Annotated in this window: 21 protein-coding genes; 17 read left to right on the top strand and 4 right to left on the bottom strand. The window is 43.2% G+C overall.

What is annotated here, in order from left to right; genetic code table 11:
- The 6 genes from CXF80_RS07240 to CXF80_RS07215 all read left to right on the top strand — a co-directional run bounded on the left by CXF80_RS07240 (position 1) and on the right by CXF80_RS07215 (position 7,727).
- Positions 1 to 2,640 carry a glycoside hydrolase family 3 protein gene (locus CXF80_RS07240; RefSeq protein WP_101032244.1) on the top strand — a complete coding sequence of 880 codons (2,640 nt, stop codon included), beginning with the start codon at positions 1 to 3 and terminating at the stop codon, positions 2,638 to 2,640.
- Between the two features lie 136 nt (positions 2,641 to 2,776).
- Entirely contained in the window at positions 2,777 to 3,868 is a 1,092-nt protein-coding gene (locus tag CXF80_RS07235) for a glycoside hydrolase family 16 protein (RefSeq protein ID WP_101032243.1), read from the top strand.
- A gap of 344 nt (positions 3,869 to 4,212) precedes the next feature.
- Positions 4,213 to 5,013, top strand: a complete 801-nt coding sequence (gene cysQ / locus CXF80_RS07230; RefSeq protein WP_101032242.1) for a 3'(2'),5'-bisphosphate nucleotidase CysQ — start codon at positions 4,213 to 4,215, stop codon at positions 5,011 to 5,013.
- Positions 5,014 to 5,086: 73 nt separating this feature from the next.
- Positions 5,087 to 5,992, top strand: coding sequence for a fructokinase (mak, locus tag CXF80_RS07225; protein ID WP_101032241.1), 906 nt, complete (start codon positions 5,087 to 5,089; stop codon positions 5,990 to 5,992).
- A gap of 172 nt (positions 5,993 to 6,164) precedes the next feature.
- Positions 6,165 to 6,917, top strand: coding sequence for an ElyC/SanA/YdcF family protein (locus tag CXF80_RS07220; RefSeq protein ID WP_101032240.1), 753 nt, complete (start codon positions 6,165 to 6,167; stop codon positions 6,915 to 6,917).
- A gap of 129 nt (positions 6,918 to 7,046) precedes the next feature.
- Positions 7,047 to 7,727 (top strand): DUF2982 domain-containing protein, encoded by a 681-nt coding sequence (locus CXF80_RS07215; protein ID WP_101032239.1) that lies wholly within the window; start codon positions 7,047 to 7,049, stop codon positions 7,725 to 7,727.
- Between the two features lie 292 nt (positions 7,728 to 8,019).
- Here the strand turns inward: CXF80_RS07215 and CXF80_RS07210 are convergent, their stop codons facing one another.
- From CXF80_RS07210 to galE, 3 genes are all read right to left on the bottom strand, one after another.
- Positions 8,020 to 8,367: a bactofilin family protein gene (locus CXF80_RS07210; protein ID WP_101032238.1), complete on the bottom strand. Its 348-nt coding sequence runs from the start codon at positions 8,365 to 8,367 to the stop codon at positions 8,020 to 8,022.
- A 111-nt stretch (positions 8,368 to 8,478) separates the two neighbouring features.
- Positions 8,479 to 8,964, bottom strand: coding sequence for a ferredoxin-type protein NapF (gene napF, locus CXF80_RS07205; RefSeq protein ID WP_101032237.1), 486 nt, complete (start codon positions 8,962 to 8,964; stop codon positions 8,479 to 8,481).
- A 68-nt stretch (positions 8,965 to 9,032) separates the two neighbouring features.
- A complete protein-coding gene (gene galE / locus CXF80_RS07200; protein ID WP_101032236.1) occupies positions 9,033 to 10,055 on the bottom strand; it encodes a UDP-glucose 4-epimerase GalE in 1,023 nt (340 codons plus the stop codon).
- A gap of 311 nt (positions 10,056 to 10,366) precedes the next feature.
- On the opposite strand from galE, the gene phhA reads away from it, so the two are divergent.
- The 7 genes from phhA (at position 10,367) to ompW (ending at position 16,861) form a co-directional block, all read left to right on the top strand.
- Positions 10,367 to 11,164: a phenylalanine 4-monooxygenase gene (gene phhA / locus CXF80_RS07195; protein WP_101032235.1), complete on the top strand. Its 798-nt coding sequence runs from the start codon at positions 10,367 to 10,369 to the stop codon at positions 11,162 to 11,164.
- A gap of 83 nt (positions 11,165 to 11,247) precedes the next feature.
- Positions 11,248 to 11,583: a 4a-hydroxytetrahydrobiopterin dehydratase gene (locus CXF80_RS07190; RefSeq protein ID WP_101032234.1), complete on the top strand. Its 336-nt coding sequence runs from the start codon at positions 11,248 to 11,250 to the stop codon at positions 11,581 to 11,583.
- Between the two features lie 169 nt (positions 11,584 to 11,752).
- On the top strand, positions 11,753 to 13,291 hold the full coding sequence (tyrR, locus tag CXF80_RS07185; protein WP_101032233.1) for a transcriptional regulator TyrR: 1,539 nt from the start codon (positions 11,753 to 11,755) through the stop codon (positions 13,289 to 13,291).
- A 237-nt stretch (positions 13,292 to 13,528) separates the two neighbouring features.
- Entirely contained in the window at positions 13,529 to 14,515 is a 987-nt protein-coding gene (locus tag CXF80_RS07180; RefSeq protein ID WP_101032232.1) for a fumarylacetoacetate hydrolase family protein, read from the top strand.
- Positions 14,516 to 14,605: 90 nt separating this feature from the next.
- On the top strand, positions 14,606 to 15,256 hold the full coding sequence (maiA, locus tag CXF80_RS07175; RefSeq protein ID WP_101032231.1) for a maleylacetoacetate isomerase: 651 nt from the start codon (positions 14,606 to 14,608) through the stop codon (positions 15,254 to 15,256).
- Positions 15,243 to 15,902 carry a nucleotidyltransferase family protein gene (locus tag CXF80_RS07170; protein ID WP_101032230.1) on the top strand — a complete coding sequence of 220 codons (660 nt, stop codon included), beginning with the start codon at positions 15,243 to 15,245 and terminating at the stop codon, positions 15,900 to 15,902. Before maiA ends, CXF80_RS07170 begins: the two co-directional genes overlap by 14 nt.
- A gap of 311 nt (positions 15,903 to 16,213) precedes the next feature.
- Positions 16,214 to 16,861: an outer membrane protein OmpW gene (ompW, locus tag CXF80_RS07165; RefSeq protein ID WP_101032229.1), complete on the top strand. Its 648-nt coding sequence runs from the start codon at positions 16,214 to 16,216 to the stop codon at positions 16,859 to 16,861.
- A gap of 101 nt (positions 16,862 to 16,962) precedes the next feature.
- Here ompW and CXF80_RS07160 read toward each other — a convergent pair whose 3' ends face one another.
- Positions 16,963 to 17,718 carry an SDR family NAD(P)-dependent oxidoreductase gene (locus tag CXF80_RS07160; RefSeq protein WP_101034702.1) on the bottom strand — a complete coding sequence of 252 codons (756 nt, stop codon included), beginning with the start codon at positions 17,716 to 17,718 and terminating at the stop codon, positions 16,963 to 16,965.
- Positions 17,719 to 18,162: 444 nt separating this feature from the next.
- On the opposite strand from CXF80_RS07160, the gene metA reads away from it, so the two are divergent.
- From metA to CXF80_RS07140, 4 genes are all read left to right on the top strand, one after another.
- Positions 18,163 to 19,107, top strand: a complete 945-nt coding sequence (gene metA / locus CXF80_RS07155; RefSeq protein WP_101032228.1) for a homoserine O-acetyltransferase MetA — start codon at positions 18,163 to 18,165, stop codon at positions 19,105 to 19,107.
- A gap of 469 nt (positions 19,108 to 19,576) precedes the next feature.
- Positions 19,577 to 20,767 carry a thiolase family protein gene (locus CXF80_RS07150; RefSeq protein ID WP_101032227.1) on the top strand — a complete coding sequence of 397 codons (1,191 nt, stop codon included), beginning with the start codon at positions 19,577 to 19,579 and terminating at the stop codon, positions 20,765 to 20,767.
- A 181-nt stretch (positions 20,768 to 20,948) separates the two neighbouring features.
- On the top strand, positions 20,949 to 22,442 hold the full coding sequence (locus tag CXF80_RS07145) for a CoA-acylating methylmalonate-semialdehyde dehydrogenase (protein WP_101032226.1): 1,494 nt from the start codon (positions 20,949 to 20,951) through the stop codon (positions 22,440 to 22,442).
- Positions 22,443 to 22,653: 211 nt separating this feature from the next.
- Entirely contained in the window at positions 22,654 to 23,811 is a 1,158-nt protein-coding gene (locus CXF80_RS07140) for an acyl-CoA dehydrogenase family protein (protein ID WP_101032225.1), read from the top strand.
- The last annotated feature ends 5 nt before the right edge of the window (positions 23,812 to 23,816 follow it).

The raw sequence follows: 23,816 nt of genomic DNA, 5'->3' as shown, positions 1-23,816 counted from the left end.
ATGAAACTAACTCAATTGCAGCGTGTCTCGATAGCCATAACGTCGACAAAAACCAGCTTGATTGCCTTAGGTATTTTGTTTAGCCTCGGCGGGTGCAGCGACAGTCAACCCACAAACAAGCTTGCTACAGAAGCCGCTGTTATTGCTGTTACCGCTGAGAACACCGCATCAAAGTCATTAGCTATTTGGCCTCAATTAACCCCAGCCATAGCAAAAGATCCAGCATTAGAAGCCAAGATTGATGCATTAGTGGCCAAGATGACGCTTGAACAAAAAGTGGCTCAGATGATCCAGCCAGAAATCCGTGATATTACCGTTGAAGATATGCGTCAATATGGTTTTGGATCTTATCTTAATGGTGGCGGTGCTTACCCTAATAATGACAAGCACGCGACCCCAGCAGATTGGATTGCGTTAGCTGAATCATTTTATCAAGCATCAATTGATGACAGTGTTGACGGCATTAATATTCCAACCATGTGGGGCACCGATGCCGTACACGGTCATAACAATGTTATCGGCGCGACTTTGTTCCCGCATAACATTGGTTTAGGGGCGGCTAATAACCCTAAGTTAATTGAAAATATTGCCGCTATCACGGCAAAAGAAGTGATGGTGACGGGGATAGATTGGGTATTTGCTCCCACCGTTGCGGTAGTGAGAGACGATCGCTGGGGCCGGACTTACGAAGGTTATTCTGAAGATCCACAAATCGTCAAAGCCTATTCTTATGCCATCGTTGAGGGCCTGCAAGGTTCTGTTAACGATGACTTTTTATCTGATCAACATGTGATTTCAACGGTTAAGCACTTTTTAGGCGATGGCGGCACTGAAAATGGCATAGATCAAGGCGATAATATTGCCAGCGAACAAGACTTATATGACATACATGCACAAGGCTATGTGGGTGGACTCAATGCTGGAGCACAAAGTGTTATGGCATCATTTAATAGCTGGCATGGGGTTAAAAATCATGGCAATAAATATCTATTAACAGATGTGCTTAAAGATAAATTAAATTTCGATGGTTTTGTGGTAGGTGATTGGAACGGTCACGGACAAATCGCAAATTGTACTAATGAGTCGTGTGCGCAAGCCGTCAATGCCGGTTTAGATATCTTTATGGTGCCAACTGCCGCGTGGAAACCGTTATATGAAAACACCATTGCACAGGTGAATAATGGCGAAATAAGCCAAGCGCGTATTGACGATGCAGTTAAACGTATTTTACGGGTTAAGTTCCGTGCAGGTTTGTTTGACAAACCTAGCCCTGCCAATCGGCCGTTATCGGGTAAAACTGAATTAATTGGCCAAGCAAGTCACCGTGATGTGGCACGTCAAGCGGTACGAGAATCATTAGTGCTGCTTAAAAATAGCCAAGGCTTATTGCCGTTAGCGCCGAATGTTAAGGTGTTGGTTGCAGGTGATGCTGCGGATAATATCGGTAAACAATCCGGTGGCTGGACCATTACGTGGCAGGGCACTGATAACCAAAATAGTGACTTTCCTGGTGCTACGTCAATTTACGCTGGTATTGATAAATTGGTCACTCAAGCTGGTGGTACAACAACATTAAGTGTTACGGGTGAATTTGAACCACAGCAAAAGCCAGATGTTGCGATTGTTGTGTTTGGTGAAGAGCCCTATGCAGAAGGTAACGGCGACATTGATAACTTAGAATATCAACGTGGAGACAAGCGTGATCTTGCTTTATTGCAGAAGTTAACAGCGCAAGGTATTCCAGTGGTATCTGTGTTTATAAGTGGCCGTCCTATGTGGGTTAATGCTGAGTTAAACAGTTCTGATGCATTTGTCGCAGCCTGGTTACCGGGTTCTGAAGGGCAAGGCGTTGCAGATGTGTTATTTACTCAGGCTGATGGCAAAGTTGCTCATGATTTTGTCGGCAAATTGTCATTCTCATGGCCTGCGACACCTCAGCAAACTCAGATTAATGTGCCATTAGCCCAATACAACACTAAACAAGCACAAGCTGATTATCAGCCGCTTATACCTTATGGCTATGGCTTAACTTACCAATCTACTGCCAGTGATGCGGTTGTGTTAGACAATTTGTCGGAAAACAATTTAGCTGCAACTCAAACACTAGAAGATTTAGCTTTATTTGAGCGCGCAGTGAAATCGCCTTGGTCAATGTTCATCGCTAACGCTTCTGAGCGCCAAGGGTTAACCAGTAGCGTAGCGCAAAATAGTGCATTAACCATTCGTACTATGGATCGTATGGTTCAAGAAGATGCGCGCTTAGTATCTTTTAACGGCAATGAGCTGGGCACTGTAGGGTTAATTAGTAATTTCCCTCGTGATTTAAGGGCTTACAGTAATAGTGATGCCACGTTATCAGTGAGTATTAATGCAACACAAGCACTGCAAAAGCCGTTATGGCTAGGTATGGCATGTGAAGGTGATTGTCGTAAGCAAATCGATATTGCCAAGCAGGTGAATACTCAATTAGGTGAATGGCAACGTTTAAGCTTTTCATTGGCATGTTTTGCTGATGAACCAATGGATTTTGCTAAAATTGTGATGCCATTTTACCTTGCCACCGACGCGGCAGTGGAAATTCGTTTCAGTGATGTGGTCATTCAAGCTGCATCAGCAGAAAACACCATACAATGTAACTAATTAAAAGCGAATTAGCCCTATCTGAGTCATTAGATAGGGCTAGTTAAACTCAATTTTAAATAGTAATGGTTGGCGACGCTTGTTGTTTTACTACTGCGTGCGGCAAAGAGAGAACGATAAATGGATAAGGACAAAAATGAACAAGCTCAATAAGCATCATTCATTTGTATCCTGCTTAACTGCGTTAACTTTGTCGGTCATATTTCTGTCTGGCTGTAATGCTGATGATGTAACAGAACAAGCAACAGATACAGTGATACCCAATACCGCAGTATCAGGTTGGCAACTGGTTTGGCAAGATGAGTTTGAGGGTAACCAAATAGACACTGCTAAGTGGAGCTTTGCCGTTGATTGTTATGGTGGTGGCAATGATGAGGCTCAGTGTTATACCGCACGGCCTGAAAATACTGCAGTTAGTGATGGTTTGTTAGCGATTACGGCATTAAGAGAAACCTTTTCTGGGCCTGAAGTAAATGATTCTGATCCAAGCTATGACGTAAACGATACATCGAAAACATTAGATTACACCTCTGCTCGTTTAGTATCGAAAAACAAAGGTGATTGGAAATACGGCCGTTTTGAAATTCGCGCCAAATTACCGCAAGGTCAGGGGACTTGGCCGGCTATATGGATGTTACCGACAGATTGGGTATACGGTCCTTGGGCTGGATCGGGTGAAATAGACATTATGGAGGCCGTAAACCTTAAGGTTGTTACCGACGATAAGGCGCCAGAATCTGCAGTGCATGGCACATTACATTACGGTAAACAATGGCCCAACAATGTTTATACGGGCACAGAATATCGTTTACCACATGACCTCAATCCTGCAGACGACTTCCATGTTTATGCTGTTGAATGGCAACAAGGTGAAATCCGTTGGTATGTCGATGATGTTCATTTTGCCACTCAACGAGCATCGGGTTGGTTTAGCCAGTATGTCGATGATAATGGTGATGTGGTCAACGCACCTGATGATGCACCGTTTAATCAGCCATTTCACATGTTACTTAATCTTGCTGTGGGTGGCGCATGGGCCGCGAATGTGAATAAAACCGGTATCGATGAGTCGATTTTTCCGCAGTCGATGTTAGTGGATTACGTGCGTGTATATGAATGTGCTAAATCACCTAAAACAGGTGCTGGATGCGAAACAATTGATGGCAGTGTTGACGTTACCTTAGGCAAAATAGCACCAGAAATTATGTCACTAGACTCAGCGCTTTAACAGTGGATTTTGTTTTATGTAGTCAATAATCATCAGCTAGCACTGTGAGTGACGATGGTTTTTTACTGTGATATCCCAGCTAATAGTGTCATTTTATGATGTTGATTTTTAACTGAATACGAATGCAAAGATGCACTGTTTGCTTTGAGTGGTGAGTGGTTTAGCTTAGTATCGAGCAAGTTTAGAGGTGTTGTCAGTATGTTGTAAGCATGTGATGGCATGATCAGAGTGTTTTGGTTTAAGTGCGATCAAATGATTATATAAATTTATGATGTCAACAATGGCATAATGGAGCAAATGCACCTTAATGGTATTGAAGCCGTTATAGATTTTAAGGAATTGATTTGTCGAACATTACATTTTCTCTAGCTGAGCTAGAACAGGTAGTCGCCATTGCTAAAGATGCAGGTACTGCGATTATGCAGGTTTATGCTCAAACTGATTTGCAGATTGAAGTTAAACAAGATGATAGCCCGGTTACCGCGGCTGACATCGCTAGCCACAATGTGATTGTTGCCGGCCTTAAACAGCATTTTGCAGATATTGCTGTGTTGAGTGAAGAAGATGCTGATATTAGTTGGGCAGAACGACAAACCTGGCAAACCTATTGGTTGATTGATCCACTGGATGGCACTAAAGAGTTTATTAAACGCAATGGTGAATTTACTGTCAATATTGCGCTGATCCACCAGGGACAAGCGATAGTCGGCGTAGTTTATGCGCCAGTATTAGGTAAATGTTATAGCGGCATTGTTGGCCAAGGTGCTTGGCTTGAGCATAACGGGCAGTTATCGATATTAGATATTCATGACCGAGCAGTGCAATCGCCACCTATTGTAGTTGGAAGTCGCTCTCACGTTAGCCCAGATGTCGCCGCTTATTTACAGACTATTGGCGAACACCAAATGTTAAGCGTCGGCAGTTCATTGAAATTTTGTATGGTGGCCGAAGGCCAAGCCGATGTGTATCCAAGACTAGGCCTAACCAGTGAATGGGATACTGCAGCAGCGCAAGCGGTATTGGAAAGTGCGGGTGGACGGGTTGTTGAATATCCGGCACTAACACCACTGCAATATAACCAGAAAGAAAATATTTTAAATCCGTATTTTATTGCCGCATCATCGGCATGGTTTGCCCGCAAGTAGTTGGAATCGTTTTCAGCCTTTGTTGGTCAAATATGGAATCCCAATTAATAATCAGCAAATGGAGTGACAAGTTATGATGCGCATGGGCGTCGATCTCGGTGGTACCAAAATTGAAATAGTGGCGTTAGCCGAAGATGGTGCTGAAATTTTCAGGAAGCGCATTTCTACTCCCAAAAACTACCCTGGAACCATTGAAGCCATTGTGAGTTTAGTTGCCGATGCTGAATCGGCCACAGGACAAATAGGTTCTGTAGGTGTTGGGATCCCAGGGGTCGTGTCACCGTTTACCGGCTTGGTAAAAAACTCAAATTCAACCTGGATTAACGGTCATCCTTTAGACAAAGACTTAAGTGAATTGCTGAACCGCGAAGTGCGTGTTGCCAATGATGCAAACTGTTTTGCGGTATCAGAAGCGGTTGACGGCGCTGCCGCCGGTAAAGGTGTTGTTTTTGGTGGCATTATCGGTACAGGTTGTGGTGCAGGTATTGCCATTAACGGCCGTGTACATGGCGGTGGTAATGGCATTGGCGGCGAATGGGGGCATAATCCACTACCTTGGATGACGGCCGATGAGTTTAATACCACCACTTGTTTTTGTGGTAATCGTGACTGTATTGAAACCTTTATTTCGGGTACTGGCTTTGTGCGTGATTTTCGCGCCGTAGGCGGTGAAGCAACCAGTGGCATTCAAATTGCTGAAATGATGCAACAGGGTGATCCATTGGCAACAGCTGCATTTGAGCGTTATATTGATCGCTTGGCGCGTTCACTTGCGCACGTGATTAATATGATGGACCCAGACATGATTGTACTCGGTGGCGGCGTCTCTAATATCGATGCCATTTATACCGAACTACCTAAAGTGTTACCCAAATATGTTGTTGGCCGTGAATGCGGAACCCAAGTCGTTAAGAATAAGTTTGGTGCTTCTTCAGGCGTTCGCGGCGCAGCATGGCTGTGGGGCAAAGACCAGACGTAGCTTCAGTTTCATTTCTGTGAGAACGAGTCTTAATTCATATCATTGAGCGTTAATCTGCTCCTTATACCAAACTGCACTTAACAAGTGCCGTTTTTGTTTACTCTATATGGTTTGTATTCGAAGCTGATAACGATAAACTAGCCGCAGTGTTAATTGATCAAGTGATATACCGATGTTTTGGCTTAAAAAAATCTTATCGCAATTAGTGATGCCGATCCCCTTTAGCATAATGTTACTTGTTATTGCTGCCATCTTGTGGCGAACCCAACGGGCCACGCTACTGCGATTTGGCCGAGTCGCCTTGATCACCTCTATATTGGTGCTAGCATTAACAAGCCAATCTCAAGTGAGTTATTTTTTAGCGGATTCATTAGAATCAGAGTATCAAGTTAATCATCAACCGATTACTGGCACTTGTGTTGTGATGGTATTGGGATCGGGTAATCGTGAGCAATATGGCCATACCGCAGTACAGCAACTATCGTCGACGGCACTGGCTCGATTAACCGAAGGCATTCGTCAGTTTGGTCTCGGTCAACATTGTACCTTAGTTGTCAGTGGTTGGAGTGGTGGAAACCAGTCGACAGCCCATGCGACGATTATGGCACAAGCCGCAGAAGAATTAGGGATCCCAACAGCCAATATAGTCGTATTTAATCAACCTAAAGATACCATTGAAGAAGCTTATGCACTTAAAAATATTGTTGGCTATACACCGTTTAGGTTAGTGACGTCGGCTACGCACATGCCTAGATCTATGCAAATATTTACCTCACTGGATATGCAACCACAGCCGGCGCCCAGTGACTTTATTGCTAGGCAAAGTTATTGGTGGCGCTTAGGTGCTGATCAGTTATTAGCATCTCAGAAAGCTATCCATGAATATGTCGGCATGTTGTGGTTGCAGATCAAAGAGATAAGCTAATTCACATAATTAAAAACTATTAGCCACAAACCTATTAGCCATAAAACCTATTAGCCATAAAACCTATTAGTCATAAAACCTATTAGTCATAAAATAGACTTCTATCACAATTAGTTTAAAGGAGAAATCGTGGTCACTGACGAGTTATTAATCAGCCCTTTTATTAAACGTAATGGCATTACACTCACCGTTGTTGGGGCGGTGAGTTTAGTAACTAGCTTAATTATTTTTATCGGGTTTAAAGGCTTTTTTGTGCCCGGTATGTTGTGTTTTGCCTTAGGTTCAGTTGCGCTGGTTTTAGGTGTCTCCAAAGTGTACCAGCCAGCCGTCAGTTTTAAGCTAACCACAGCAGGCGTAGCATTTTTTCATCGCCGCGGACAAGTGTTTATTGAATGGCACAATATTCAACGGCTTGATAATGTGCGAGTAAATCAAAACATGGAGTTAATTGAACTGCCTTATATTGGCGTCAAGCTTAAACACATTAATCCCGTTTTAGATTGTATTTCACTGCGCTTGGCCACCGGATTACTGACCGAGCAGCGGCCACTATTAATGACCGCGGCCACCCAGGATGAAGACTTACAAAGTTTAGAAGGCTATTTAGGTGCTGAGTTCACTCCGTTAGTGGTTAACGGTGAACGTTATCGTGGGGTACTGGCTATGTTTGGCCATCGTTGTCAAACGTTGAATGAACAGTTGGGTTACCATGTGTATTTATCGATTGATAGTTTAGACCGAGACCCCAAAGAATTTGTGGCGTTGTTGCGTCAATGGCAACAACAAGCTCAAACCAGTGATGATGAATAGGCATTGGTTTGGGCGTTAAGTGATGAACTGGACGGATTTTTATCGAAAATATGTTATTGGGTTACAAGGGCAACTGACTAAGCTCACTTCATCAAACGAAGTTTATCGTGGATGTGGTTAATATTGTGCCAGCTCATTAACAGGCAGCCTCCTTAACTATCGGTAATTCACCACATTATCGATGGCCTCTTTAGACAAACCATCGCAAGTTAGCTGACATAATATTGATAACCGTTGGCCCTATTATTGTGCAAGTTAAAGCTGCAGGTAAAATGCCTGCCGAAGCCACTCATTAGGCGGTTGTGAGAGGATCGCGGTGACGATAACCTAAAAACTGACCAACATCTAAAATTTCAATGTTTTCACAATATGCATCACCTTCAAAAATACCTTGATCATGAAGCGTTATTTTTTTACAGCGTGCCTTGCCAGTTAATTGCCCAGCAATCATCAACTCGCGACATAAGACATCACCATCGACGGTGCCGCTCGGTTCAATGGTCACATTGCCTTGTGCTTTGATATCGCCACTGACATGGCCCGCAATGAGCACATCACCGCTGAAAATGAGTTTACCGGTTAAATGGCATTCTTGGGCGATAAAGCTTAGTGAGTTAGCAGGTTTTTTTTGACCAAACATCTTAGTGCTCTTATGTCTACGTTGAGAGGGTAATATAGCGCTAAAGGCTAATGAACAACACCAAAATCGCTGATTGAATACTTAATATCTTTCTACGCTTTGGGATAAAAATTAGCTTGGGTGGCCGATAATGATCGCATCCGCAGGGCAAGGGGACACGCAAGCACCGCAACCGTTACAAGCATCAGTATCTATAACGGGTTTAGGCACTTGTCCTACCGCCATGATAAAGCTAATTGCGCGCGGATCGCAGGCATCTTTACAGCTCTGGCACCAGACGCCTTCATAGGTTAAGCAATTCTCTTTTATGCTGGCGGTAATTGACCAAGGTAAGGATTGAGCGCGTTCAAACACTGGTTCTGGACATGCATCAACACATTTCTGGCAAAACGTGCATTCACCAAGGCTAAAATCTATTTCAGGAAAGCCACCATCGCCTTGTTTGATAATACTTGTTTCGCATGCGGTAATGCATTTATCGCAGCGGGTACAATTGTCGGTAAACAGTTGGTCTGTTTTTATCCAAGGCGGACGGATAACATTGGTTTTTCTGCGACTAAATAGATTCCGACGACTTTGATCGATGCTTTGACTCATTATTATCCCAATTAGACCGAAACGGACTTGCTGCAGCCAATATTAGCATTAGCTGCAGCAAAAAATTGTTAAGTGCTTGGCAATTTATAACCATCAGGATTAGTTGATTGCCACTTCCAACTGCTATTGGCCATGTCCTCTACTGAGTGGCTTGCACGCCAGTTAAGCTCTGTCGCGGCAAAACTAGGGTCTGCATAGCAGGCTGCAATATCACCTGGACGGCGAGGACTGATTTGATAAGCAATGGTTTTACCACAGGCTTTCTCAAACGCCTTGACCATGTCTAATACACTGTAGCCTATGCCTGTACCGAGATTATAAGTCACTAATCCAGGTTTGGTTTGCAGCTTTTTCAATGCTTGTAAATGCCCTACCGCTAAATCAACTACGTGGATATAATCACGCACGCCGGTGCCATCTGGAGTATTGTAGTCATCGCCAAAGACGCTTAATTTTTCACGTTTACCAACAGCAACCTGGGCAATAAATGGCATTAAGTTGTTAGGGATATCGTTAGGATCTTCACCAATCAGGCCACTTTCGTGAGCGCCAACAGGATTGAAGTAACGTAAACGGGCGATATTCCAACTGTTATCCGAGTTGTGTAAGTCAGCTAAAATATACTCAACCATTAATTTAGATTGGCCGTAAGGGTTGGTTGCGCCTGTTGGGAAGTCTTCTTTAATGGGCAGGCTAGCAGGGTCGCCGTAAACCGTGGCCGATGAGCTAAAGACTAAGTTCTTAACGTTATTTTCTGCCATCACTTGGCATAAGATGATGGTGCCAGTAACGTTATTTTCGTAATACTTCAACGGTTTTTTTACTGACTCACCGACGGCTTTTAATCCCGCAAAATGAATGACAGACTCAATACTGTGGTCAGCAAAAACTTTTTGCAGTAAGGCTTTGTTTAAAATATCACCTTGATAAAACGTGACATCTTTACCCGTAATAGTATGAACACGGGCTAAGGCTTCAACACTTGAATTTGATAAATTATCAACAATAATTACTTCCTGTCCGGCATTTAATAGCTCTACTACTGTGTGAGTACCAATATAGCCAGCGCCACCGGTTACTAAAATTGCCATAGATAAATCGTCCTGTGAATTAATGAGTCAAGTTCAATGGTTATTGTAAATTATCACAGTTCAATAGCCATTTAAATTATAGCCGTCATGTTGAAATCATTACGGGTCGGCTTATAAACCGTATGACAGCTTGTCCCTATCAGTGTTGGATAATTAAGCAATCGTCATATAAAACACCCTTTAATCGTGCCTGTACCCATTTGTTTACATTTCAAGCAACATATCCCAGCGACAAAAAACGGTGAGGGAGTTAACAAAACGTTAACCATGGCACACTATGTCATAACTAAAGTTGACGTAAAGTGGAGCTTATGAGTACAGCAACAAACTATATTGCACATCAACCTGATGCCCAGGGTTACATAGATTATTCAGAACATGAGAATCAATTATGGCAACAATTGTATCAACGCCAAGTGGCCAATATGCCGGGCAAAGCCTGTCATGCTTACCTACAAGGGTTAGATGTATTAGGCATGTCTATTGACCGTATTCCACAGTTACCTGAAATCGATAAAGTGTTAATAGACGCCACGGGCTGGAAAACGGCAGCCGTGCCCGCATTAATTCCATTTGGACGTTTCTTTGAATTATTGGCCAATAAAGAATTTCCGGTAGCAACGTTTATTCGTAGCAAAGAAGAGTTTGATTATTTACAAGAACCCGATGTTTTTCATGAGATATTTGGTCATTGCCCATTATTAACCAACCCATCATTTGCTCATTTCTCGCATATGTATGGTCAATTAGGGCTTGCTGCGTCAAAAGAAGAAAGGGTCTTTTTAGCACGATTATATTGGTTCACTATTGAGTTTGGTTTGGTTCAAGCGAAAAATGAGCCATTAGCCATCTATGGTGGCGGTATTTTAAGTTCACCAGGAGAAACCCTGTATGCGCTAAGTGATGCACCAGAACGTAAACCTTTTGATCTACTGGATGTATTACGCACACCCTATCGTATAGATATTATGCAGCCTATTTATTACGTGATTGAAAATATTGACTACCTTGATGAAGTTGCGCGTATGGATATTATGGCAATGGTAACCAAAGCGCGACAATTAGGCATGTTTGAGCCTAAGTTTGCCCCTAAAGTGAAAGCAAGCTAATGATTAACTGCAGCTGAGGTAAGCATCATTTGACTCGTCAGCCTGCAAGCAAGATAACCATTTAATTAAGCCAAGGAGTGTAAATGAACGCATTAACTGAGATGAAATGTGAAGCATGCCAAGCGGATGCACCTAAAGTGACCGAGGCTGAATTAGCTGAGCTTATCGGTATGATCCCCGATTGGGGCGTGGAAGTTCGTGACGGTATTATGCAGTTGGAGCGGGTATATAAATTCAAAAACTTTAAATTGGCCATGGCCTTTACCAATAAATTGGCCGATTTAGCGGAGGCTGAATTTCACCACCCTGGGATCTTAACTGAATGGGGTAAAGTCACGGTGACCTGGTGGTCACATTCTATTAAAGGGCTCCATAAGAATGATTTTATTATGGCAGCCAAGAGCGACCAGTTGCTGTAGATTAATGACGATCACCATCGATTTCAGTATATTACGTTAACGTAATATGCTGAAATAATTGCTCTGTTACAATTCTGCTGTAAACTTCACTTGCCACCGAAGCCATATCCCTCTAACGTTATGCCAAATTTCCGAAACAAACCTTTAATAAATAGGGAATCGTTACATTATGCGTTTGGAAGTCAGCTGTATTGATCGCGTGGGTTTAGCGAAAGACATCCTCGTCGTGCTTGAAAATCACGGCATTAACTTAATGGCTATTGATGCCAGTAATCGGGGTTTCTTATTTCTGCAATTTGCTGAGATTAGTTTTGAAACACTACGCGAGTTAATGCCGCAAATCCGCAAGGTTGAAAGTGTAAATGATGTTCGTACTGTGTCATTTATGCCATCAGAGCAAGAGCATTACGCTCTAAAAACCTTACTTAAAACCTTACCTGATTCAGTCTTTTCAACCGATGCTAAAGGTCGGATCCGCATTGCCAATGAGTCAGCGTTATTGACGCTCGGTATGGGTGAACATGAGGTAGTGGGTGAGTCACTTAATCATTGGGTACAAGGGTTTAACGTTGCCCGTTGGATGAGCGAAACGCCGGTATTGGCTCAGGCGACTCGAGTGCAAATTAATGGCAGTGAATATCTAGCCGAAATGCTGCCAATTTTCTTGCCTGATGATAATGATAAAACGATTTTAGCCGGTGCGGTTATCTCGCTGAAATCGCCAGCCCGAGTGGGTAAACAGTTTAATGCACTGCAAAACCAGACTACTGGGTTTGATAACGTATTAGCCGTTAGTGACAAAATGAAAGAGATACTCAAGCAAGCTAAACGGATGGCGCAACTAGATGCCCCCTTGCTGATCACCGGTGAAACCGGCACGGGTAAAGAGCTAATGGCTCGTGCTAGTCATGATGCCAGCATGCGCCGCGAACATCCCTTTATTGCCATTAATTGTGCCGCGCTGCCTGATAGCGTTGCAGAAGAAGAATTATTTGGCTTTGTCAGTAATGGCACTGTCGTTAAACGCGGTCTATTTGAAGAAGCCAAAGGCGGGACTGTGTTTCTTGATGAAATTGCTGAGATGTCCAAAGCGGCGCAAGTCAAATTACTGCGTTTATTGCAAGACGGAACCTTTAGGCGGATTGGCGGTGATGAAGAAGTGCGCGCTGATGTGCGGATTATCTGTTCAACCCAAAAACATTTAGCTGAACTTTGCCAAACCGGCGAATTTCGAGAAGATTTATATTATCGTATTCATGTACTCAGTTATCACATGCCATCACTGCGTGAGCGCCGTGTGGACGTGATCCCGTTAACTGAAATGTTTCTAGAACATTATAGTCAGCAGTTATCGAGTCCCTTAAGGCGTATTTCGGCAAGCTGTCGTGATTACCTGTTTACCTACGCGTGGCCGGGTAATGTGCGTCAGTTGAAAAATGCGATTTTTAGAGCGGTGTCGATGTGGGACGGTTCAACTGAATTGACGGTCGAGCAGCTTAAATTACCATCCTATGCTGAAGGTTTTGGTTACTTCGATGAGGAATTTGAAGGCACCCTAGACCAAGCCATGAAAGAATACGAAGCAGGTTTATTGCGTCGGTTATACCCTGCGTACCCAAGTACACGTCAATTAGCAAAAAAACTGGGGGTATCGCATACCGCCATTGCCAATAAATTACGCGACTACAGTATTAGTAAAAAAAAGTAATGTAACGATTTAATGCCAACTATTTTGATGGCATTTTAGTCAACTTAACGCTGTAAATCAGTGTTTTCGATTATTTTATATTAAAGTAACCAATAATTTACAAATATCCATTAATGCCAGCAAAATGTGATTTAGCATACGCTATAGGCTTTTTTGCTGTGATGGGTTATTTGTATGATCAAATTGAGCGTGTAGTGTGGATTATCCGCCACGTTCATCCAGTATTTAGGAGCCATAATGAAACTTGCAAGTTATCACAACGGACGTCGCGACGGCCAATTGATGTTAGTCAGTAGAGATTTAACCAAAGCGGTCGCTGTACCTGCTATTGCCCATACAATGCAGCAATTACTTGATGCTTGGGATTTATTGTATCCACAATTAAATGAACTCTATGAAGCGCTTAACGATGGCCAAATGGACAATGCAGCCGATTTTGATGAAGCACGTTGTTTATCTCCGTTACCTCGTGCATACCAGTGGGCCGATGGTAGTGCCTATGTGAATCACGTTGAACTGGTGCGTAAAGCACGTGGCGCTGAAATGCCAGCATCATTTTGGACGGATCCTTTAGTCTATCAAGGCGGTTCAGACTGTTTCATTGCCCCTAAAGCCAATATCGAAGTGACAAGTGAAGAGTATGGAATTGATTTTGAATCAGAAATCGCCATCATCACCGATGATGTTGCCATGGGTGTTAGCAGCGAAAATGCCACTAAACACATCAAATTATTGATGTTAGTCAACGACGTATCGCTGCGCAACTTGATCCCCGGCGAGTTAGGTAAAGGGTTTGGTTTTTTCCAATCTAAGCCATCAAGTGCATTTTCGCCGATTGCTATTACCCCTGATGAATTAGCTGATAAATGGCAAGACAGTAAAGTACATTTACCATTAGTCACCCACTTAAATGGTGAATTGTTTGGCCGACCCAATGCCGGTGTTGATATGACCTTTAACTTTAGTCAGTTAGTGGAACACGTGGCTAAAACGCGTCCATTAGGTAGCGGGGCTATTATTGGTTCTGGCACCATTTCAAATTATGATCGCAGTGCGGGTTCAAGCTGTTTGGCGGAAAAGCGTATGCTTGAGATTATTGCCGATGGTAAAGCATCAACACCCTTTATGCACTTTGGCGACAGCGTTTGTATTGAAATGTTTGATGATAACGGTGTGAGTATTTTTGGCTCTATTGATCAAAAAGTGGTTGAGTACAAAGCCTAAGATTATTGCAGTGATGTAAATCGACATAAAAAGGCAATAGCGATAAATCGTTATTGCCTTTTTTAATAATAAAACAACAGGGATATTGACATGAAACTCTACGGCTATTGGCGTTCAAGTGCGGCTTATCGGGTGCGGATTGCGTTAAATTTAAAACAGTTAACGGCAGAGCATATTTCGGTGCATTTAGTGAATAATGGCGGTGAACAAAACTCTGCAATATATCATCAACTCAATCCGCAGCATTTAGTGCCGGTATTGGTTGATAACGGTGAGCAAGGTGAACTGACATTGTCACAATCACTGGCCATTATCGAGTTTCTTGAAGACAAGTATCCGCAACATCGCTTGCTTCCAACCAATATTGAAGATCGTGCCATTGTGCGCAGTATGGCCCAAGCGATTGCATGTGAAATTCACCCTTTAGATAACTTGCGAGTATTACAATATTTAGTCAATGAAATGGGCGTGTCAGAAGCCGATAAAATGCGCTGGTATCATCATTGGATCCACCTTGGTTTTACTGCGTTAGAAGTGCAACTAAGCCACCACTGCGGACGTTTCTGTTTTGGTGATACGCCTTCACTGGCCGATATTTGTCTGATCCCACAAGTATATAATGCCAAGCGCTTTAATCTTGACCTTGCAGCATATCCAAATATTGTCAGCATTTGGGATGAGTGCCAACAATTAGCGGCCTTTGCTGATGCAGCACCAGAGCAACAGCATGATGCCAGCTAGTCAGCGAACGTTACATCCATTGAAGCCAGATGACTTAGCTGGGCAGTTATCGACATGGTTGCTAGATGATGCTCAGCGTCTGCATGCCTTGCACATTTGCCGTGCGGTGTTACAACCACTTTATATTACAGATTGGTATATCGCTGCAGGCTTTGTGCGTAATTTGGTATGGGATAAATTACACAAGTTTAAGCCGCAGCCGTTAAATGATATTGATGTTATATATTGGTGTGATATCAATGTGTCAGTGGAGCGAGACCGCGCCATTGAAGCCGAACTTAGGCAGCGAGCAGATTTACCCTGGTCAGTTAAAAATCAAGCCAGAATGCATGTTAAACATGGCGATCCTGCTTATTCCTCGTGCCTTGACGCCATGTCTTATTGGCCTGAAAAACAAACTGCTGTGGGTGTTAAGTTAGTCAATGTTAATGTCGATAACTCCACAGCGTTAACCCTAAGCTCGCCTTCTATTTCAATCAATGAGCATGAGATAAGCGTGGATGCTGTTTTTGGATTAGAAGGTCTTTTTGCTCTCACGTTATGTGCCAACCCCAAGCGTGATATTAGTGTTTTTGAATCCAGACTAGTTCAAAAAAACTGGCTAACCCAATACCCTAAGTTAACGAAGCTCAACGAGGGGAAATAGCTGTTAGAGACCATTTAATATCACGATCTGAGCTTAACGATTAAGTTATCTTCAGTCACGGCTATTTATCACTCAACACCCCCCGTTCTTGCCTCGCACTTTTCCTTAATATGAGATTCAGATGCAGATCCACTTTGTGAAACTTGTGATCCAAATCAAGTATATTTGAACAAAGCACTACCACTTTAGAGGTATTCTGTTTTAACTGATCTAGATCAATGTTATTCATCAATGACTTAGGTAGGTTGACTGCGAATGTTGAGGATGCAATTGATTTGCATCCGGTTGTCATTACCAAGGAGTGTTAAAAAATGAATAAGAAAATTACCCTAAGTTTAGTTGCCGTTTCTTTATTAACTGCTGGTTTATCATTTGGCGCCGCAGCCCATCAAGCCGGTGACATTATTGTTCGGGCTGGTGTGGCGATGGTAGCCCCTAATGAGTCGAGCCCTGTAGTGGCCAATATTGCTGAATTTGGCGTTGATAGTGATGTGCAGTTAGGGCTAAATTTTGGTTATATGTTAACTGATAATGTTGGTATTGAATTATTGGCCGCATCGCCTTTTAGCCACGATGTGTCACTGGGCGAATTAGGTAAAATAGCTGACTCTAAGCAATTGCCTCCGACACTGGTAGCACAATATTACTTTGGTGATCCACAATCGGCTTTGCGTCCTTATATTGGTTTAGGGGTTAACTTTACTAATTTCTATGACAATGAATTTACTCAAGAAGCGAAAGATCTTGGTTTAAATAATTTAAGTTTATCTAACTCTTGGGGCTTGGCAGGTCAAGTTGGACTTGATTATCAAATTGACAAAAGATGGTTAGTTAATGCGTCCGTGTGGTATGCACAAATCTCAACCGACGTGAGCTTTGATTTAGGCGCGGATCATGTGGTAGTGGAGACCGATATTGATCCATGGGTTTATATGATAAGTGTGGGTTATACTTATTAAGCGACAGTAAAAAAATAAGCAAAAGTAAGCAAGATAAGTGAAGCTAAAAAAAGAGTATAAAAAAACAGGAACTAATATGTTCCTGTTTTTATTGGTATGACTTACTTGGTTTTTTTACGCGGTTTCCAATGACGGGTATTATAAATATATTCAGGTAATAATCGATTCATCCACGCAACAACACGCCAACGTTTAGTGACATATACTCGCCGTTTACCTTTTTTAAGGGCGGTTAATATTTGTTTGGCAACCTTGTCTATCGGCGACAATAAAAATGCCGTGTTGAGTAACATAGCCTTGTCAAATAACCCTAATTGAATATCGCTGATGGTAATGGGCAATTTCAATCGTTGCGCATGCATGCACAAACCTTGTAGATAATTAACCGCAAACGCTTTAGATGCATGGTAAGCCACATTTGGTCCACCGCGCTGGCCGGCAATAGAGTTAATGGCGGCGAGTTGACCATAACCTTGTTGGCACATTAATTTAAAAATACAGTTACTGATGGCGGCAAATCCTCTGACATTCACATCAATAATATGTTGTTCAATCGGCCAAGGTAGCGTGGCATCGTAGTGATTCACACCCGTATTCACTATCACTAGATGAGCGCCATTGTGTTGCTCCCATGCCGTAGTGAGCTGCTCAATTAACCGTTCAGGTTGGCCAATACTTAAAGGGTATACAGTCACTTCCCCTGGTAAGGTTTGGCAAAATTCAGTTAGCTGATCAGCTTCAGGTACAAAAAGTACTAGGGATACGTTTTGTTCAGATAGCTGCCGTGCAAGCGCTTGGCTTAATTGCGAACTGGCACCAATAATCATTGCTGTCGCGGTAGACGTCGTTGTCAACATAGTAAACATCATCGTAATATGGTGCCTTATAATAGGAATATCAGTTATTGATAACAAGCAGGAAAATTTTTCAACTAAGACGTGTAGACTTCTAGACATCCTTGTGTATGATAAAAGCTGTTAACCGTGAGCGCTTAGTACTCACGGCCATGATAGGGTAGTCGAGCGCGTTACAAGCCTTATAGACAGGTAGATCATTATTTTTTTAATATAATGTGACGATGATAATGCAGATGTTTGGGCGGTGTTTTGGCAAAAATTTATATCGGTTTTGTGATCTCAATCGGTAATAAATGCAGGGTTAAATACGTTAATTATGTCTGCACATTCTATGTAAGTCGGTTATGCGACGATATGATCGTTACGACAAGCTCATCGTTAAGTAAGATGCTTATGGTTACAAACGCAAGATAATTTGTTTAATCCACACAAAAGGTAACAAGTATGCCGGTTCGAATTCCAGATAACCTGCCAGCGGCAAGTATTTTAGAGTCAGAAAATATCTTTGTGATGTCAGAAACCCGTGCAGCCAATCAGGACATTCGTCCAATGCGGGTATTAATCTTGAATTTAATGCCTAATAAAATCGAAACAGAAACCCAACTATTACGTTTACTGGGTAACACACCATTGCAGGTAGGGGTTGATTTATTACGCATTCATGATAAAGAATCGAAGCACACTTCAGTGGATCACATGAATACTTTTTATCGTGATTTTGAAGACATCAGACATAACAATTACGATGGCTTGATTATTACGGGCGCGCCGCTAGGGCAAATTGATTTTAAAGATGTTGAATATTGGGACCATATTCGCGAGATTATTGATTGGTCGCAACAACATGTGACATCAGTATTATTTTTGTGTTGGGCTGCTCATGCTGGTTTTTATCATCTATATGATTTGCACCGTCGGTTATTAGCGAACAAACGTACAGGGGTATTTAATCATCGCCGAACCAGCGATCCGCACCCATTATTACGTGGTTTTGATGATGAATTTTTTGCGCCGCATTCACGATTTGCTGAAATGGACATCGAACAAGTTCGCCAACATCCTGATTTAGAAGTGTTGGCAGAATCTGATGAAGCTGGGGCCTATATTGTGCTCAGTCGCGATAACCATAATGTGTTTGTTATGGGTCATCCTGAGTATCAAAAAGACACGTTAAACGAAGAATATGTCCGCGATGTGGGCCAGGGACTTAACCCTGATATTCCAAAAAATTATTACCGTCAAGATGATCCCAATCAAGACCCTATTGTCCGTTGGCATAGCCATGGCAGTTTATTAGTCAGTAATTGGCTTAACTATTACGTTTATCAGTTAACACCTTATGATTTATCAGACATGAATGCCAAAACGCCATGGGAAAATAAAAAATAACCTAGTGATATATTGATCAACTAACTAACCAATTTACTTAACCTTAACTCGGGTTTAAAGATGGGGTTACTTACATTGGGGCTATTACGCGATAACGTGTAGTAGCCTTTTGTTTCTCTGACATTCAGATAATTGTGACTCGAGTGAATGTCGATTTTGGCTGAAGTTCGATGACTAAAAGCCTACCGAGCTCCATTTCTTCCGGTAGACTTACCTTATAGATATACCTCATAGACTAAAGTTTAATTCAGTTATCCTCAGTAACACCTATAGCTAATAACGCTATTACAAACAGTTAATTAGTTATCAATTCCGATCTGTTTTTATCAAGTGTAAATCTTCAATGACAACTCAGTGAGATTAACATCACAGTTTAGACCATTTTTTACTTGCTTTACGTTCGCGTCAACGTCAGAGTGATATTCATATTATTGATGTTAATTTTTACGCGCAGTAAATTGGAGTGGTTATGAGTACAGAGCAAACAGGTCAAGATATCGTTATTGTTGCTGCGAAGCGTACACCAATGGGTGGGTTTCAAGGGGCGTTATCTGAAGTGGCATCTCCGGTATTAGCTGCTACCGCGATTAAAGGCTTATTAGCCCAAACGGGTGTGAGTGACAATAGCGTCGACGAAGTATTAATGGGTTGTGTATTACCAGCAGGTCTTGGACAGGCGCCCGCTCGCCAAGCCACTATGGGGGCTGGTTTACCTTTTAGCGTAGGCGCAACTACGGTCAATAAAGTCTGTGGTTCAGGCATGAAAGCGGTCATGTTAGCCCACGATTTAATTAAAGCGGGTAGCAATAATGTGGTTATTGCGGGAGGCATGGAAAACATGAGCCAGGCACCATACTTACTCGACAAAGCGCGCAGTGGGATGCGTATGGGCCACGGTAAAGTCATCGACCACATGTTTTTAGACGGTCTTGAAGATGCTTACACTGGCGGTGCTATGGGCACGTTTGCGCAAAAAACGGCCGACGACTTTGGCTTAACTCGCCAACAAATGGACGCGTTTGCCTTGGCTTCACTAGAAAAAGCCAATCGTGCGATTCAGTCAGGCGCATTTAAAGACGAAGTGGTACCCGTTCATATCAGCACTCGCCGCGGCGATGTCACCGTTGATACTGACGAGCAGCCCGGTAACGCGCGGCCAGAAAAAATTCCAACACTGCGTGCCGCTTTTACCAAGGACGGCACCATCACCGCAGCCAATTCAAGTTCAATATCAGATGGCGCAGCAGCATTAATGTTGATGACCCGAGACAAAGCACAACAACTTGGCTTAAACGTATTAGCCACCATCAAAGGCCACACCACTCATTCACAAGAACCATCAATGTTTACCACCGCACCTGTTGGCGCGATGCAAAAATTGTTCGAAAAAGTGCAGTGGAATAAAGGCGATGTCGATTTATATGAAATCAACGAAGCCTTTGCCATGGTGAGCATGTTAGCGATTTCAGAACTAGGCTTAGATGCCAACAAAGTCAACGTTAATGGCGGTGCCTGTGCGTTAGGCCATCCTATTGGTTGTTCTGGTGCGCGTTTATTAGTCACACTGATTTATGCCTTAAAAGCTCGTGGCTTAAAGCGTGGTGTGGCATCGTTATGCATTGGTGGCGGTGAAGCCACCGCCATGGCGATTGAAGTGTAAAAATCAACATTAGCTAAGCTCAACAAGGCATTAGTTCAACAACACTACCGCACAGGTAGAAGCAAACGCAGCCACATTAAATGTGATACTGACAACCATAATAATCCGCATTACCTGTGCAGTAACTCAATACGAGTGATGTTATTCACTCACAAGATATTCAAGGATCGAGGAAAGCAACATGATCACACAAGTTAAGCATTATATTGATGGCGAATTCACTCATGGTTGCGGCGATCGCAATATTGACGTCACCAACCCAGCCAACAATACGGTTATCGCAAAAATTAACTGTGCAACCACTGCCGAAGTAGAGTTGGCGATTGACAGTGCCAAGCAAGCGTTCAAAACCTGGAAAGAAGTGCCAGTGTCCGAGCGTGCTCGGGTCATGTTGCGTTACCAACATTTACTCAAAGAACATCACGACGAATTGGCCTCGATTTTGGCTCAAGAGACAGGTAAAACCTTTGAAGATGCTAAAGGTGATGTATGGCGCGGTATTGAAGTGGCCGAACATGCTTGTGGTGTTGCAACATTAATGATGGGCGAAACCGTTGAAAACGTCGCCCGTAATATCGATACCTATAGCTACACTCAACCATTGGGTGTATGCGCCGGTATTACCCCGTTTAACTTCCCCGCGATGATCCCGTTATGGATGTTCCCGTTATCGATTGCTTGTGGTAATACCTTTATTTTAAAACCATCTGAACAAGATCCTATGACGCCACAACGTTTAGTGGAATTGTTTGTTGAAGCTGGCGCGCCAAAAGGCGTATTACAACTTATCCATGGCGACAAGACAGCAGTCGACATTTTGCTAAGAGACCCAGCCATTAAAGCGATTTCGTTTGTAGGCTCGGTGGGGGTTGGCCAATATATTTATAAAACCGGTACTGACAACCTAAAACGCGTGCAAGCCTTCGCGGGGGCTAAAAACCACTGCGTGATCATGCCAGATGCGAACAAGCAGCAAGTGATCAACAACATGGTTGGCGCCTCTGTTGGTGCAGCTGGTCAGCGTTGTATGGCGATTTCAGTAGCGATTTTTGTCGGTAAAGCCAAAGAGTGGATCCCAGAATTAAAACAAGCGTTAGCCAAGGTTCGTCCGGGTTTATGGGATGACAAAGACGCAGCCTATGGCCCTGTCATTAGCCCAGCAGCTAAAGTACGGGTGCTGAAATTAATTGCCCAAGGTAAAGCCGAAGGCGCTGAATGTTTACTCGATGGTAGTGACTTTACGGTTGCAGGGTATGAGTCAGGTAACTGGGTTGGCCCAACCATGTTTACCAATGTCACCACCGACATGAGCATTTACAAAGAAGAAATATTTGGCCCCGTCCTGTGTTGTATGGAAGCCGAAAATTTAGACGATGCTATCGAGCTGGTGAACAATAGCCCTTATGGCAATGGTACCTCAATCTTTACCGCTTCGGGCGGGGCGGCCCGTAAATATCAACACGAAATTGAAGTTGGCCAAGTGGGCATTAACGTGCCAATTCCAGTGCCATTACCTTTCTTTTCATTTACCGGTTGGAAAGGCAGTTTCTATGGTGATCAACACGCTTATGGCAAACAAGCTGTGCGTTTTTGCACCGAAACTAAAACCATTACCTCGCGCTGGTTTGATGCAGAAGCCGTTAGCGGCCCTAACATGAGCATTGATCTCAAATAAGCTCCATTGGGGTTAGTATCCATTTGTCGCGATAGTTTATTGATTTATCGCGGCAACATTTATCTGCCAACACAACAAGACAATGTTGACTCGCGCCATTTTATGATGGTGTAGCAAGACCAGACACTATAATGGTTAAGCAGCTTAAGCTGCAGGCGGGCAAAAGATAAAATGACCCAAGAGTCATCCAAGACAATAACAGGAGTCCAGCATGGATTTTAATTTAAATGAAGATCAGCGTCAGTTTGCTGATTTAGCCCGTCAATTTGCCGCAGAACAACTCGCGCCATTCGCCGCCAAGTGGGACGAAGAGCATCATTTTCCTAAAGACGTGATTCAAAAAGCCGGCGAGCTAGGGTTTTGTTCATTGTATTCGCCTGAATCTGAAGGTGGCATGGGCTTATCTCGCTTAGACGCCTCGATTATTTTTGAAGAATTAGCCCATGGTTGTACCACCACTACGGCGATGTTAACCATTCATAATATGGCCACTTGGATGGTCACTACTTGGGGCACTGAAACCCTACGTCAACAGTGGTCTGAAGGCTTAACTACCGGACAATTATTGGCTTCATACTGTTTAACTGAGTCTGGCGCGGGCAGTGATGCTGCATCACTGCAAACTAAAGCCGTGCGTGACGGTGATGATTACCTGATCACAGGATCGAAAATGTTTATTTCAGGCGCCGGAGAAACCGAGCTTTTGGTGGTGATGTGCCGCACTGGTGAGCCAGGCCCTAAAGGCATTTCAGCCATTGCGGTACCAGCTGATGCCGCTGGAGTAACCTATGGTAAAGCTGAAGATAAAATGGGCTGGAACGCTCAGCCAACAAGAATGATCAGTTTTGAAAACGTACGTGTGCCAGCGGCCAATTTACTCGGTGAAGAAGGCCAAGGCTTTACGTTTGCGATGAAAGGCTTAGACGGCGGACGGATTAACATTGCCACCTGTTCAATTGGTACCGCTCAAGCGGCATTAACCCACGCCACCCAATACATGAATGAGCGTAAACAGTTTGGTAAGCCATTAGCGGCTTTTCAAGCATTGCAGTTTAAACTTGCAGATATGGCGACTGAACTGGTTGCTGCGCGTCAAATGGTGCGTTTAGCGGCATTTAAATTAGATACCCAAGACCCTGAAGCCAGCGCCTATTGTGCCATGGCAAAACGCTTTGCCACCGATGTTGGTTTTCAAGTATGTGACAGTGCGTTGCAAATTCATGGTGGTTACGGTTACATCCGCGAATATCCATTAGAACGTCATTTCCGCGATGTACGCGTGCACCAAATTTTAGAGGGCACCAATGAGATAATGCGCTTAATTATTGCCCGTCGTTTGTTAGCCAGCGATGCTCATCCTATCCTGTAACAAAC

It is taken from the genome of Shewanella sp. Actino-trap-3 (assembly GCF_002836275.1).
Classification (GTDB): Bacteria; Pseudomonadota; Gammaproteobacteria; order Enterobacterales; family Shewanellaceae; genus Shewanella; species Shewanella psychromarinicola.
The sequence above is the reverse complement of the archived record's forward strand: the minus strand, read 5'-3'. Positions and strand labels throughout refer to the sequence as shown.